11 protein-coding genes are annotated in these 13,796 nt (G+C 45.8%); 3 read left to right on the forward strand and 8 right to left on the reverse strand.

Going from position 1 to position 13,796, the window contains the following annotated elements; translation table 11 throughout:
- Nucleotides 1-399 precede the first annotated feature (399 nt).
- Together DZC79_RS12010 and DZC79_RS12015 are read right to left on the reverse strand one after the other, a co-directional pair.
- Nucleotides 400-867 (reverse strand): hypothetical protein, encoded by a 468-nt coding sequence (locus DZC79_RS12010; protein WP_118951836.1) that lies wholly within the window; start codon nucleotides 865-867, stop codon nucleotides 400-402.
- A gap of 42 nt (nucleotides 868-909) precedes the next feature.
- The gene (locus DZC79_RS12015; protein ID WP_118952095.1) at nucleotides 910-3,522 is read right to left on the reverse strand and encodes a valine--tRNA ligase; all 2,613 of its coding nucleotides are present in this window, start codon (nucleotides 3,520-3,522) and stop codon (nucleotides 910-912) included.
- 191 nt (nucleotides 3,523-3,713) lie between these two features.
- Here DZC79_RS12015 and DZC79_RS12020 point away from each other — a divergent pair, with 191 nt between their 5' ends.
- Entirely contained in the window at nucleotides 3,714-3,926 is a 213-nt protein-coding gene (locus DZC79_RS12020) for a hypothetical protein (RefSeq protein WP_118951837.1), read from the forward strand.
- Between the two features lie 149 nt (nucleotides 3,927-4,075).
- Here DZC79_RS12020 and DZC79_RS12025 read toward each other — a convergent pair whose 3' ends face one another.
- The 6 genes from DZC79_RS12025 to DZC79_RS12050 form a co-directional block, all read right to left on the reverse strand.
- The gene (locus tag DZC79_RS12025) at nucleotides 4,076-6,967 is read right to left on the reverse strand and encodes a T9SS type A sorting domain-containing protein (protein ID WP_118951838.1); all 2,892 of its coding nucleotides are present in this window, start codon (nucleotides 6,965-6,967) and stop codon (nucleotides 4,076-4,078) included.
- A 215-nt stretch (nucleotides 6,968-7,182) separates the two neighbouring features.
- Nucleotides 7,183-9,690: a reprolysin-like metallopeptidase gene (locus DZC79_RS12030; RefSeq protein ID WP_118951839.1), complete on the reverse strand. Its 2,508-nt coding sequence runs from the start codon at nucleotides 9,688-9,690 to the stop codon at nucleotides 7,183-7,185.
- A 236-nt stretch (nucleotides 9,691-9,926) separates the two neighbouring features.
- Nucleotides 9,927-10,388 carry a hypothetical protein gene (locus tag DZC79_RS12035; RefSeq protein ID WP_118951840.1) on the reverse strand — a complete coding sequence of 154 codons (462 nt, stop codon included), beginning with the start codon at nucleotides 10,386-10,388 and terminating at the stop codon, nucleotides 9,927-9,929.
- Nucleotides 10,389-10,487: 99 nt separating this feature from the next.
- A complete protein-coding gene (locus DZC79_RS12040; RefSeq protein WP_157977096.1) occupies nucleotides 10,488-11,006 on the reverse strand; it encodes a hypothetical protein in 519 nt (172 codons plus the stop codon).
- Between the two features lie 4 nt (nucleotides 11,007-11,010).
- Nucleotides 11,011-11,391 carry a hypothetical protein gene (locus tag DZC79_RS12045; RefSeq protein WP_118951842.1) on the reverse strand — a complete coding sequence of 127 codons (381 nt, stop codon included), beginning with the start codon at nucleotides 11,389-11,391 and terminating at the stop codon, nucleotides 11,011-11,013.
- 390 nt (nucleotides 11,392-11,781) lie between these two features.
- Nucleotides 11,782-12,051 carry a hypothetical protein gene (locus DZC79_RS12050; RefSeq protein ID WP_118951843.1) on the reverse strand — a complete coding sequence of 90 codons (270 nt, stop codon included), beginning with the start codon at nucleotides 12,049-12,051 and terminating at the stop codon, nucleotides 11,782-11,784.
- 105 nt (nucleotides 12,052-12,156) lie between these two features.
- On the opposite strand from DZC79_RS12050, the gene DZC79_RS12055 reads away from it, so the two are divergent.
- Nucleotides 12,157-13,161 carry an IS1595 family transposase gene (locus DZC79_RS12055; RefSeq protein WP_118951844.1) on the forward strand — a complete coding sequence of 335 codons (1,005 nt, stop codon included), beginning with the start codon at nucleotides 12,157-12,159 and terminating at the stop codon, nucleotides 13,159-13,161.
- Nucleotides 13,151-13,528 carry a hypothetical protein gene (locus DZC79_RS12060; protein ID WP_118951845.1) on the forward strand — a complete coding sequence of 126 codons (378 nt, stop codon included), beginning with the start codon at nucleotides 13,151-13,153 and terminating at the stop codon, nucleotides 13,526-13,528. Before DZC79_RS12055 ends, DZC79_RS12060 begins: the two co-directional genes overlap by 11 nt.
- Nucleotides 13,529-13,796: the final 268 nt, after the last annotated feature.

Below are 13,796 nucleotides of genomic sequence, written 5' to 3' on the forward strand. Positions count from 1 at the left end.
GGAATGATGTCATGGAGACTTCAATCATTACGAAATGTCGGGACAGCGCAGTCCGGGCCAGCAGCGTTAATACTCAGGCCTTTCAGTTCCACAGAACAGAGAAGATTTGCAGATGATCCTATAGCGATCGGCGCTATAAGGCTCCGTAGGAGCCGAACGTTTGTAGCGCCAGCATGAACAAACATGACTTTGCTCCGTAGGAGCAAAACCAGGGTTGCTAAGAAGAAAATGCATCCAACTGCCGTTCAGGTCGTTGCACGTCCCTACCAACCTGGCCGTGCGGGTGGGTCGCGCAGGAGCTATGGTCATAAGCATCGTTGAGGACAATAGTTTCTCTTGATATCCATAGGTATTGCTGCAAACGAAAAGCGGCCGGAACACCGGCCGCTTTTCGTTATTTTATTCTGTAATGATCAGTGTGATCGGCTCTACCGGGAACCGGGTATGCAATGAGTCGCCATAGGAACCCTTAATGTCGAAGAAAAATGCAGTATCGCCCTGCTTGCTGCGCGTCCTGATCTGGGCCACCCAGTCATCGGCCAGCTTACCTTTCGTACTTTCAGTAGCGTAGTAATCGGCCATGATCCTGAGCTTTCCCGTGCTGTCTTCATACACGCCACGCTCGGCATAGGAAAACATAAAGCTCGCTACCGCCCGTTCTTTATTGGCCGTATCCAGTCCTGCCAGCGGGTAGGCGATCAGCGAGTCGAACAGCTTCTTGGATATCTTTCCGCTGCCGATCGTACCACCGGCGAGGAAGGCCTTACCCTTGTATTTCTTCTTACCCACCTGTGGCTTTTGCGCGGTGCTGGCTACCACACCCATGCTGATGCCGATAATACCCAATACAGCTAAGTACTTTTTCATAAGTTCCTAAAGATAAAAAAAGTTCCCGGTTATTGCCTGTTCTTATAGCAGGCTCAGGCTTTCCTCCAGCGTTTTGATCTTCGCTTCGGCATCGGCCTGCTTTTTACGCTCATTGGCAATGATCTCAGGTTTGGCATTCTGCACAAATTTATCATTGCTCAGCTTCTTGTCCACACTTACCAGGAAGCCTTTCAGGTAGTTCAGTTCTTCTTCCATTTTAGACTTTTGCGCGCCGGTATCAACGGTAGCATGACTTTGCAGGTACAGCTTCTCCGTCTGTACGACAAGGGCCATGGCGCCATTCACCGGCGTGGCGGTAGCCTCCAGCTTATCGGCATTTACCTGTCGCTGCAGTATGCTGCCGGCAGCAGCATAGAAGCCGGTATTGGCCGAATCCACAAACAAGGAAATAATGTCCTTAGGTTTCAGCTGATTCTTGTTGCGGGTATCCCTTATTGCCGTGATCAGCTCCTGGAGCAGGCGTCCTTGTGCCAGTATCCGGTCATTGCGCTCCTGTGCGGCAGGCAGCTGCCTTACGATCAGGTCTGACTGCTGTTCGCGCAGCAGGTGGAACACCTCTTCGGTAAAGAAGGGCATAAAGGGATGCAGCAGCTGCAGGAGGTCTTCGAAGAGACTCAGCGTACGCCGATATACCTCAGGGTGTATCGGCTCGTTCAGGCCGGGCTTTACCCACTCCAGGTACCAGGAGCAGAAGTCGTCCCAGATAAGCGAATAGATCGTCTTCAGCGCTTCGCTCAGCTTGAAGTCGGCAAACAGGCTATCGATCTGCTGGCGGGTCTCATCGATGCGGGCCTGCATCCAGTCTGTGGCAAACGTATGTTCCGTGCCCCCTTCAGTAATGCGGCTTTCCCACATCTTCACCAGTTTCAGGGCATTCCATATCTTATTGGTAAAGTTGCGGCCCTGCTCCAGGAACGCTTCATCGTACAGGATATCGTTGCCCGCCGGTGAAGAGATCATTACGCTGAAACGCACTACGTCGGCGCCGTGATCTTCGATCAGCTGCAGCAGGTCGGGTGAGTTGCCCAGTTGCTTGGACATCTTACGCCCTTGCTTGTCACGGATAAGTCCGGTAAAGTATACCTGGTTGAAAGGTTGCGTACCCTTGAATTCAAAGCCGGCCATTACCATACGGGCAACCCAGAAGAAGATAATGTCGGGAGCCGTAACCAGGGTATTGGTCGGATAATAATAATTCAGCTCTTTATTGCTGGGATCTTCATTCCAGCCGAATACCTGCATCGGCCACAGCCACGCAGAAAACCAGGTATCGAGCACATCGTCGTCCTGCCGCAAGTCGGCTATGCTGCCGCCAGGCTGCTGTTGTTGAAACTGTGCCAGGGCCTCTTCCGCATTTTCGGCCACATAGAAATTACCGGATTTGTCGTACCATACCGGAATGCGATGTCCCCACCAGAGCTGGCGGCTGATGCACCAATCCCTGATATTGCTCATCCAATGACGGTACAGGTTCTTGAACTTGGAAGGGAAGAACCGGATGTCATCGTTCATGACTGCTTCCAGCGCGGGTTCCGCCATTTTGCTCATGTCGCACCACCACTGCATCGACAAACGGGGCTCGATCACTGCACCGGTCCTTTCCGATACGCCAACCTGGTTAGTATAGTCTTCCTGTTTGACAAAATTGCCGGAAGCCTTCAGATCTTCTACGATCTTTTTGCGTACGGCAAAGCGGTCTTCACCGATGTACAGCTGTGCCGCTTCGCTTAATGTCCCGTTGGCATTCAGCGTGTCCACGATCTCCAGCTGGTGCTTCTGGCCCAGGTTGTAGTCATTCACATCATGCGCCGGCGTCACTTTCAGCGCGCCGGTACCAAATTCCTTATCGATATAGTCGTCGAAGATAATGGGTATCCTGCGGTTGATGAGCGGCACAAAGCAGAACTTGCCTTTGAGATGGGCATAGCGCTCATCGTCGGGATGCACGCACACCGCCGTATCGCCCAGTATGGTTTCGGGGCGTACGGTAGCTATCGTAATGTATTCTTCGGTATCGCTATCGATGCGGTACCGTATATAAGTCAGCTTGGATTGCGTTTCTTTGTGTAGTACCTCCTCATCGCTCAGTGCCGTCAGGGCCTGGGGATCCCAGTTGATCATCTTGACACCGCGGTAGATCTGTCCTTTCCGGTGCAGCTCGACAAATACACGGATCACCGCCTTGTAGTAGGCATCGTCCATGGTAAAGTGCGTGCGTTCCCAATCCAGTGAGCAGCCCAGCTTCTTCAGCTGCTGCAGGATGATACCACCATACTTTTCCTTCCACTCCCAGGCATACCTCAGGAATTCATCGCGGCTCAGCGTATTCTTGTCAATCCCTTTTTCACGAAGCATACCGACTACTTTGGCTTCAGTGGCAATGGAGGCATGGTCGGTACCCGGTACCCAGCAGGTATTGAAGCCCTGCATCCTGGCGCGGCGCAGCAGTATGTCCTGCACGGTATTGTTGAGCGCATGGCCCATATGCAGCACACCGGTTACATTAGGCGGCGGCATCACTATTGTATAAGCGGGCCGCTCATCGGGCTCGCTGTGAAAATATCCTTTCTGGTTCCAGTGCGCATACCATTTTTGCTCTATGGCTCCCGGCTCGTAGTTTTTACTCAGTTCCATTGTATGTATAGCTGTTGTAGCGATATGCAGAAGCTTATTGCTTCCGCGGAAGATAAGCTGCAAATTTAATAAATTGCCCGAAAGAAACAGCGGCGGTTGCGTCCGGAGCCATCTTGCCGGCAATTCAGGACCAAATTCTTTTTGCCTGCAGATTATTTATTTATCTTTGAAAGAAATAAAAATTACCGAAAATGAAGAAGTTAACCTTATTACTGGGCGCTGCCCTGATCATGGGTACTGCCGCATTCGCACATGACGGGCATAAAGACGGTTGCTGCAAAGGCAAAAAAGAAGCTTGCTGCGCCAAAGACAAGAAGGGAGCCAAAAAGAACGGAGAGAAAACAACAACTATCAAAGATGCTAAAAAAGCACCGGCTAAAGAAACTGCCGAGAAAAAATTATAGCGCACAAACGAATAAACATTATCTCGGAGGCCCTGCTTTATGCCGGGCCTTTTGCTTTGTACAACGCGCTCCAACCATATAAAAGGCGGGACAATTCGTGATGGAACTGTCCCGCCGGATACACAAAAACGGCGCTTCAAAAACAACCCTTATTGCTTGCTGAACTTAAATGTCGAGCCGTCGGCAAGGCGAAGAATATACATTCCCGCGGGAATACCTGCCAGCGAAACCCATTGGTCTGTTGCCGTGATGCTGACCCTGGATATAACCTTACCCGTAAGGTCTGTGATCACCGCTGTCGAGTGGAGCAGCCCGGCAGCATTCATAACGATGTGGATGCTTTCTTTCGCGGGGTTAGGATAAAGCGTTGCAGATGCGGAAATGGTATTGAAGCGTACCAGTACAGTATTGCTGTAGCGCAGCGACCCTTGCTCATCGCTGGTCACCAGGCGGTAGTAATTCTCCTGCTGCGGTTGTTCGTCCAGGTAGGATTGGCTGTTTAAGCCTGCATCAGTATGCACGCTGTAAACAGGGGCGAAATTTCTTCCATCACTGCTTCTCTGCAGGATGGTGTACATCGCTTCGCTGTTATTGGTCCTCCATTCGAGCAATACTGCACCATCACCTTGTTTTTTGCCCGAAAAATGCAGTAGGTTCGATGCCAAAGGTATGCTGCCGAATTCGAAAGCGCCAAAATCCACAGTGCTGTTCTGAATACGCGCACCATTATCAAAATCGGTGTTAATAGTGGCTGGCACATAGGAATTGTAACCCTGGTCGACACAAGGGCTCGTAGCCTGTAACCGGAAGTTACCTGTTGCCGTATCGACAAACTGCGGATTGATCGTACCGCCGATAATATGCTTGGCTGCAAACGTTCCAAGACCTTGTACCAGGCTGTAGCTGAAAGCCGAAGCTCCGGTGTTTTGGTTATAAATCCCGCTGTAATTGCCCCAGATAACACAGTTGGTGAAAGTAGAATCGTTATAGTCGCCAAAATTGGTATTGTAAATAGGGCTACCCAGAACATTAGCTTTGTTCCCCGAAAAAGTTGAATTGGTTACAAATGCTGGAGGAGCGCTATTGTACATGCCACCGCCAAAAGAATCCACAGTATTTTGGGTAAATACACAATTGACTACTGAAGTGAGACTGGAGTTGCTATTGATACCACCGCCTATCCGGGCTGTATTTGCACCAAACCAGCAGTGTTCAATCGGAAATCCACCGGGATATATACCGCCGCCATAACGGGCATTGTTGCCTACAAAATTACAGTTCCTGAGCCGGATTGTGGCCCCGCCGAAACCGCCGCCCTGGTAGGTGGCTGTGTTACCGATAAAGTTGCAGCTGCTTACATCAGCCGTTTGGGCCTCTGAGTAAATGCCGCCGCCTGTATAAGCAGTATTGTTGGTAAACGTACAGTTGGCTATTGTAGGGTTGATTCCCGGATCATTGTAAACGGTGATATAAATGGCGCCTCCCTTACTCGTAGCGTCGTTAGTGCGTGTGCTGTTAGATGCAAACGTACAGTTGGTAACAGAAACAAGAAGGCCCGATAGCTGCAATGCTCCGCCACCCGACCATGCTGATTTGTTTCCTGTGAAGGAGCAACCTGTAATATAGGAAGCTGGCAAACTCGAGTTCCCTGCAAGCATCACTGCTCCGGGTCCCTGGTTTCCTTTACCCTGGTTGAAGGTGCAATTGCTTATGGAGACAGGGGAATTGACGATAGACATTATACCAGCACCATAATCAGCACTGTCAGCATCGAATGAGCAATTGCTGAAAGTCGACCTTAAAGTAGCAGCACCATCAAGGTAAACCGAACCTCCCCTGGCGCCAGAGTAGTTTCCGGAGAAATTACAATTGGAAACCGTCACCGTTGAGTTATTCTTGAGATACATACCGCCACCACCATCATAAACAGTAGCATTGCTTTTGTTACCAGAAAACGTGGCATTGGTAATGATTACTTTGCCCTCGGTTACATAAATGCCCCCGCCACTGTTATTAGCAGTATTGTTATTGAACGAGCAAAGGTTAAGCGTATCCGCTAAGCCATAGACACTATATATACCTGCACCGTAAGCCCCATTATTGTACGAAAACACGCAGCGTGTAACACGGAAAAGGGACACAGAATCGTTGTAAATGGCGCCACCGTAAAACACACCGTTATTTCTTGAAAAGATACAGCTGTCCAGATCCAGCGTAGAACGGGGATCGTTGTATATAGCCCCTCCGCGCACAAAAATGCTGGGCGAGCTTACCGTATTGTATTCGAACTTGCAATAACTTATGGTCGGGTGCGCATTCACGTTGTACATGGCGCCACCAAAACCGGCAGCACTATTGCTGTTGAAAGTACAGCGGTAAAAAACGGGCGACGAACCGCTGTTGGTCACGGCTCCGCCTCCCCCGGATCCGCTGGCGTTGGGTGGATTGCCATAAAAAATGGGAGCTGAATTGCCCGAAAAAGTACAGTAAGCGATATAAGGCGCTCCGCCTACGTTCATCATGGCCCCGCCACCGCCCGAGGTATAAGGCGATGTAGTATTGTTGGTAAAAGTACAGTTGGTAATCGTCGGAGACGCGTAACGGTTATAAATACCGCCACCGACATAGCCGTTGCCGCTGGCAATGATAAAGCCGTCCAATATCATAGAGGTAGTGATCAGCAGGGCGCTGTCATTCTGTATTACTGAATTGCTATTGCCTTTAAGCCGGGTAATATTTGTTGTAAAATCACGCTGGCTAAAGACAGTGTCGGTGTTCTTAAAGCCGCCAAAGATTTTGAGATCTTTCTTCAAGGTAAAAGATGTGCCGGCTACTGGTGAGTAAGTTCCTTTGGCTACCCAAACGGTATCCCCGGGATTGGCGAAATCTATGCCGTACTGGAAACTGTAGTAGGCAGAAGCCCAGGAAGTTCCATCCTGATTGCCGGCAAAATTAGCACTGTCTACATACACGATCGTCGCTGTCGAACGAAGGGCAGTCAGGCATAGCATGACCGCTAGCCAGAATAGTTTGTTTCTCATTTTTGATGAATAGGATTGTTAAAAAATGCGCAAATATAGACTTGGAAACAATATCTGCCAAAAAAATAATGAATTAAAAAATACTATTTTGTATATATTTTTGCTAATTATAAATTTATAATTTAATGAATGTTGTATGACAATGGCCGGCCGTTATTTGCGGCCAGCCATTGTTAATTTTTTTGTCGACGCTCCGGGTTACAGGAAAGCGATTGCTATTCTTTAATGAGCTTGATCGTGCTCCTGGAACCATCGGCATAGTGCAGCTGCAACAGGTAGATGCCGGTAGCCAGGCCTTTCAGGTCGATCGTTTGCGCTGTTGCCTGCAGGCCTGCATATTGCCGCATCAGCTGTCCGTTGGCGGTCAGCAGGTTCAGCTGTGTCAATGCAGCGCTCGTCCTGATCGTTACCTTATCCTTCGCCGGGTTAGGGAATATGGCCAGGTTGTTCGCGTCGCTGCAGGATAGACGGGCGTTCGTTACAGGGCTGTACGCAAAGGTGGCATCAGCATCGACCACACGAAGACGGTAGTAATAATTGCCATCCCTGCCCTCCATATCTTCATAGTGATAAGCCCCTCTGCTGCCTGCCGGAATACGTGCGATCATGGTGAAATGAACACCGTCGTTGCTTCGCTCCAGCTCAAAATGATCGAAGCTCGTTTCGGCGCTGGCCGCCCATTGCAGCACAACGCTACAACCTTTAACCGATGCCGAAAAGGACTGAAGGACAACCGGCAGCGGTACCGCATTGATCGTAATATTGGCATGGTTCACCTGGAAGAAGACATTACCGCTGCCTTTTACTTTTACGCGGGCTTTAGTTGACGCCGGTGCAGTACCGGGCACGGTAACCGAGGCGCTTCCGTTGTTGGGCACGGCAGTGGCCAGTGTATAAGGGAAAGTCCTGCCGCTGTCTACCGATAAAAAGATATCGACGTTGGCGGCATTGATGGGTGCTGCCGTGGTATTGGCCACATTCCAGGTAACTGTTTGAGCGGAGCCGGTGTTCCAGGTAACTGCGGTAGCCTGGGAGGTTACATTAAAAGTATCCGGTCCCGGCAAGACCACATTCAGGGTGATGGTATCGGTATCAAAGGAAGAATTGAAGCTGCCCCAGCCCTGGTAAATATCGCGGGTCGTGAGGATGAACTTCAGCGTGCGGGCTGCAGCAGGCAGGCGTTCTCCTTTATAAAAATAATTTCCTGCCAGCACATTGTTCATAGTGGGAAAAACCCGCGTGGGTGAAGAAGAGGGGTTAAAAGAGCGGAAATAAGGCATGGCATTGTCATTGGCGTCCCAGGTTTGTCCAAAGCCACCCAGATCCCATTCTTCCCAGCAATAATTAAGCGTATCCATCGTCAAATCCGTCACTGCCGGAGCCGTCAGCTCAAAAGGCGTCCACACAGGTATATTATAGCTGGCGGTAAAGTCGGGATAGGTATTGGGTACATTGGTCGATATCGTGACGGTAGGACAGGAGCCTCCGGTGGATGCATTGGTAATGTAATTGGTAATGTTCCTCAGGCTGACCGCATGAAAATAAGCATCGCTATGAGGCTGCAGGTCATCGCTGCCACAGATGCCGGCGTAGGCCATAATGGTCGAGCCGCTGCCCGCTTCAAAAGCCATAGCACTGTTGCCATTGCCGCCGCAATTGCCTTGCGATGAATTGTAGGTGTGGTCGGAACCGAACTGATGTCCCATCTCATGGGCCACGAAGTCAATGGCGAAAGGGTCTCCGAGAGGAGAAGGCAGACCGGTCTCGCCCTCGGCTTTTTGGCTGTTATTACAAAGGACACCCAGGCCCGCAAGGCCGCCGCCACCCGTGGTGAAAACATGCCCTATATCATAGTTGGCGCTGCCGATGCGGCTGTCAACGGTAGACTGGTTCTGCGTAAGCAGCGCATTGGGATTGTTGTTCGAATAAGGATCTGTATTACCATCCAGGAAGATCAGGGTATCGGTATTGCCTACTAGTGTCATTGTCGAGGCCAGCTCCCGTTCATAGACACCATTCACACGGTTCATAATCAATACCATCTGGGCCAGCACGCTGGCTTTGGTGGGTGTTGCGCCGCCTACGGCATCGGCATATTCACCGGTGCAGGCCAGGGCAAGCCGGTAGTTCCGGCGTTGCGTGCCATAGGTCCTTTGCGCAGTCGTACCTTCAGGCAGGCTTTCCACCGCATCTGTACCGTCGCCGGTCACACCACAGGACATAGCCTGGTTCGTCGTAAAGTCTTTGCGGAAATAGCACAGGTAATTGCCGTCCTCTACATCGCTGTACGGATCGATAAGATAAGATTGTGCCCCATTGAATACATAAGCATGAAAGCCATCCGGCGCCAGGTTGATCTTCGCGGTCACGCGGCGATCGTCTGTGGCTTCGGCCGTGAAAGTCTTTATTTCCGGGTATTTCGCCGCCAGGGCCGGCTCCATGACTGGTGTCTGCCACATGCGGAAGGCCCTGCTGCTGCCGTCGGGGCCGGGCAGGCTGATGGTTTGGCCGGAAGCAGGATCAGTTTTGAGCGAGAGCAGGCGTTCGTGGAGATCGCCGAAACGAAGCACATAAGTCTGGTAGCGGTCAGGGACCAGGCGCCGGGCGCCGGCTGGTTTGACCAGTTCGGAATGCACCGGTTGCCAGTACTCCTCAACGCCGGCAAAGAGCATAGCCGACATAGCGGTAAAGGCCGAAAAAAGCAGGGTAAATTTTCGAAGCATGTGGAGGAGCAGGTTTTATGGTTTTACAAAAAAAAGCTGACCCCGGAGGATCAGCTTATAAAATTATAAAAAAGATACAAATTAAAAGTGGCATTAATATACAAGTTTACACAAGGAATTAACTGAGACCTCTTGCTGGGGTCTTTTTTTCTTCACTCTCCTTTTCCAATAGGAGATAACCTCCGTTTATCTCACGGTCAGAATATGGGATAATTATTATGAAAGAAAATAGTCGTTTATGGGATGGGATTATTATTGGGGTTGTTTGGTGTTGGCTGTTGTGGATGCTTAGTGAAATAGTCTTTAATTCTTGAAATGCCCCATAGAATAAAAAGTAACATTAAAGAGAAGAAGATATATTTATCATATTTTGGAAGACTCTTTTCAAATTCTCTAACATTATATGATATACCCTTAGTGAATTCTAACCTTATTTTAGTTTCAATGATTGAAGAATTTATCTCCTCTTGGTATTGCTTTATAGAATCTGTACTTTTTAATTCACTAATGGTAGGAACATATGTGAGATCCAGAGTATCAAGTGATTTTTTCAGATCATTAATCCCCCTTTGATAGGAAATGTTCATAATTCCTAGAAATATAATTATTGTCCCTAAAAAATAAAGGATAGCTCTAAGTAATCTGGTATCTTTAAAGGAAAGTGCAGAAATTAAAAGCTGCCATATGGAACCTTCCATAATAAAAAAGTGTTTGGTACTACCAAAATACACATTTAAATGAAAAAAGCTACCCTAGAAAGAGCAGCTAGTAACCATTTCTGGTTGAGACAAGATTCTTTATAACTTAAAGTAGTCCATCATAGCTTTTGTCTTTTCAAGTTTTTTGATAAACTGTTCTTGTGTAATACCTATTTCATCTAAGATAGAGAGTGTTACCTGCATTTCTTTTTCGTTAGGACGCCCATCGCTTATAACCATATCCCACATCATTAGAGAAAGCAATTCTTTTTGATCAATGGATAATCTATCAAGGTCAGAGAGCATTTCATTTTCACCAGTTAGTTTATAGTAAGAGACACACTCAACAGCTCTTACCCCTAAAGCACCAATGGTTGAATTAAGATATTGAAGTTCTTTATCAGCATTACCATGCGGGAGGTCAGAAGTTCCTATAATTCGTAGCATGTTAATAATGGACATTCTTTGATTTAAGTTCAGGTTTTCAAAACTTTGCCTAATTGGATGATCATGAATTTTTACAGTGTTTTGTATAGGAATTTGAGAATTGTTTGCAGAAAGGAATCTGAAGACTAAAAATAAAGCTCCAATGATAGCAAGAATCCATACAATGAACATAAGATTAGGGTTTACATTGTTTGAGAATATCATCTAATTCATCTTCAGCCAAATTCTTGAAAATCGCATTAGCAGCATTATATCCCCTAAAAGCAGTAGCTTTTTTACTGAGCTGTTTTGTTCTTCCAATCTCTTCATTGGTTTTGAGATTTGTAACACGGATATAGCCTTTATAGCGCATGTTTAGAGTACTCACAGTTTGAATAAGGCATTCTACCTTATAGTCAGCATCTTTTTCGTCCTTTACCAGTTTATAGCCATCATAGTCCATCTTTTCACGGACTTTCTGCTCAACATTTTTTTCTGTAGGCTGGAGATAAAACTTTTGGGCTTTGGAAGAATAAAATACTGTACCCAATAACAGCATTAGGAGTGTTCGTTTCATGTTTGGAGAAATTTACAGTGTTATAAAATGAAAAAATACGTGAACCAGTCTAATACCCGCCCACTGAGGGATTCTCCGTCCCATGAAGCAAAGTATAGCTAGTCCACGCATGACGTGGTACCTCGCATATACTTTCCTGCTTCTTTTAATTTGGAGAATTTTCAGTGGACAGAAAGTATAACTAAGTCAATAGTTATTTATGTTGTTATCTTATTATTTACTCAATAAATTCTTATTTTATGATTAACTCAGAACGCGAAATTACAAAACTTTACAGACTAGCTTTTGAAATTGCCCTCAAATCGGCAATGCTAGAAAATTACAATTCCATTGCTTCAAAATTCTGTGATATTGTTAAAGCGATGAACTCAGATGGCATTGAAAGATTGCCTACAGGAACTCCGGGAATATCCCATCTTCGTCAGAACCCAAATGTATCCTAATCTCCAATAAGTCTTTACCTTCTATTATCGCAGGTTTTGTCAGCAAATATGATTTATCACCTTCATTAATCACCCCATAAGAGTGTACCTTATCTAAAAACCCTGCAATATTTTCCTGTTGAACTCTTACAATATTGTTATGTTCAAAATGATAGTAATACTCAACAATCTTTAGTATTCTTCCAGCAAAAAGGCTTTTGTCAAAATGTAATGCCATGATATTTGGTTTTTCACAAAATAATCAATTTACTGAAAATTTTTAAGTCTTACTTTACACTATTGTGTAATAAACTACTTAACTTTGTCTCACAAATCTGAAGCTATGTTCTCTGTAAAACCATTCAAATCACTAACACAGTTACTTGCTGCTTTTCCTAATGAACAAAGTGTAATTGACCATTTGGAGTTTATTAGATGGAATGGAAATGTAGTTTCTCCTTTTGATCCTACTTCTAAAGTTTATAAGTGCAAGGGGAATAAATATCGTTGTTTGAACACCAAGAAGTACTTTAATGTGAGAACCAATTCCATCTTTGAAAACTCTAAGATTCCTTTACAGACATGGCTAATGGCGATTTACCTATTTACTACTTCTAAACGAGGAATTTCATCCTATACTATGGCGGATCAGCTAGGAATAACTCAAAAGTCTAGCTGGTTTCTTCTGTCTAGGATTAGGTATGCTATGGATCATCCAGCCTTTGCTGAACAGTTATCAGGTGAGGTTGAAAGTGACGAATCGTTCTTTGGTGGAAAGAACAAGAATCGCCACCATGATAAAAAGGTAGAGAAATCTCAGGGACGTTCTTTCAAGGATAAAACACCAGTATTAGGACTTGTTGAGCGTTCTGAATATACCATTGTAGAGAGGCCGAATAAGAATGACCCTATTAAGAAAGTGAAAGAGAAGAATTACCACAAAATAAGCAGGGTAAAATGCCAAGTTGTTGAGAATACAGGTATGGCTGCAATACAGCCTCATATCCTTAAAATCGTGGAACCAGGTTCAGCCTTATTTACTGATGAATGGCAAGGTTACAATGGAATGGATGCTTACTATGATCATGAGATTACAGACCATTCTAAGGGACAATATGTAAATGGTGATGCCAGTACCAATAGGTGTGAGAATTTTTGGTCACAGATGAAAAGAAGCATCATTGGTGTTTACTACAAGACTAGTCGTAAGCACCTTCAGAAGTACGCAGATGAAATGTCATTTCGGTTTAACTTCAGAACGAATTCCATTTCAGAAAAACTTGATCTATTTTTACAATCTGCTAGTACAAAAAGATTAAGTTACAAAATGCTGATAAATGGATACTAATGAGACATACAAGAAATTACTGGAAGAACTGTATAGGTTAACTAAAAAAGAGTTTAACCAAGCAGACAGACACATGATTTTCCAAAGGTATATCTATGATAGAATACCCGATGAGGAAATGAATAAGGCATTGAAAGGAAAGATGAATAAACTGGTTACTGTTTCTTTACCAGATGGTTTAGCACTAGAGCCAATTTTAAAACAAACTTTAAAAATACTAGCATTAATGGAAGTATCAGATAACTGGCAAGAGTTTGAAAAACTCGCAGACAAAAAGAAGAAACCTGATAAGGAACTAACTGACTTCGATAAGATATTAAAAGGCATTTTAAATGTCCCTAAGAATAATGATCAGAATGTCCAATAATTCAACATATTCTAGACAATTTGTGTGGAAATGTGTAGGATTGTGTTAGATAGTTTTAAGTACAATATATTCTTATATTAAGATCAAAGTATTATATAGGCAGATACTAGTACCGATTTTTTTGTAGTATCATAGATGTGTTCTAACTTTGCTGTATCAAAATGTCTCAAAGGCAAAGACCTCTAGACTTTAAGGGAGGAGAGGACGAAGAACGTCCAATTATCATTAGATAAAAAGATGACCTCCTGAGAACAAGAGGTCACCACAT

Origin of the sequence: Taibaiella helva (genome assembly GCF_003545695.1) — a bacterium.
GTDB classification, from domain to species: domain Bacteria; phylum Bacteroidota; class Bacteroidia; order Chitinophagales; family Chitinophagaceae; genus Taibaiella; species Taibaiella helva.

What these genes read in the sequence shown, in the direction of transcription:
- DZC79_RS12010 (WP_118951836.1), bottom strand. Translation starts at nt 867, where the DNA reads ATGAAAAAGTACTTAGCTGTATTGGGTATTATCGGCATCAGCATGGGT.
- DZC79_RS12015 (WP_118952095.1), bottom strand. Translation starts at nt 3,522, where the DNA reads ATGGAACTGAGTAAAAACTACGAGCCGGGAGCCATAGAGCAAAAATGG.
- DZC79_RS12020 (WP_118951837.1), top strand. Translation starts at nt 3,714, where the DNA reads ATGAAGAAGTTAACCTTATTACTGGGCGCTGCCCTGATCATGGGTACT.
- DZC79_RS12025 (WP_118951838.1), bottom strand. Translation starts at nt 6,967, where the DNA reads ATGAGAAACAAACTATTCTGGCTAGCGGTCATGCTATGCCTGACTGCC.
- DZC79_RS12030 (WP_118951839.1), bottom strand. Translation starts at nt 9,690, where the DNA reads ATGCTTCGAAAATTTACCCTGCTTTTTTCGGCCTTTACCGCTATGTCG.
- DZC79_RS12035 (WP_118951840.1), bottom strand. Translation starts at nt 10,388, where the DNA reads ATGGAAGGTTCCATATGGCAGCTTTTAATTTCTGCACTTTCCTTTAAA.
- DZC79_RS12040 (WP_157977096.1), bottom strand. Translation starts at nt 11,006, where the DNA reads ATGTTCATTGTATGGATTCTTGCTATCATTGGAGCTTTATTTTTAGTC.
- DZC79_RS12045 (WP_118951842.1), bottom strand. Translation starts at nt 11,391, where the DNA reads ATGAAACGAACACTCCTAATGCTGTTATTGGGTACAGTATTTTATTCT.
- DZC79_RS12050 (WP_118951843.1), bottom strand. Translation starts at nt 12,051, where the DNA reads ATGGCATTACATTTTGACAAAAGCCTTTTTGCTGGAAGAATACTAAAG.
- DZC79_RS12055 (WP_118951844.1), top strand. Translation starts at nt 12,157, where the DNA reads ATGTTCTCTGTAAAACCATTCAAATCACTAACACAGTTACTTGCTGCT.
- DZC79_RS12060 (WP_118951845.1), top strand. Translation starts at nt 13,151, where the DNA reads ATGGATACTAATGAGACATACAAGAAATTACTGGAAGAACTGTATAGG.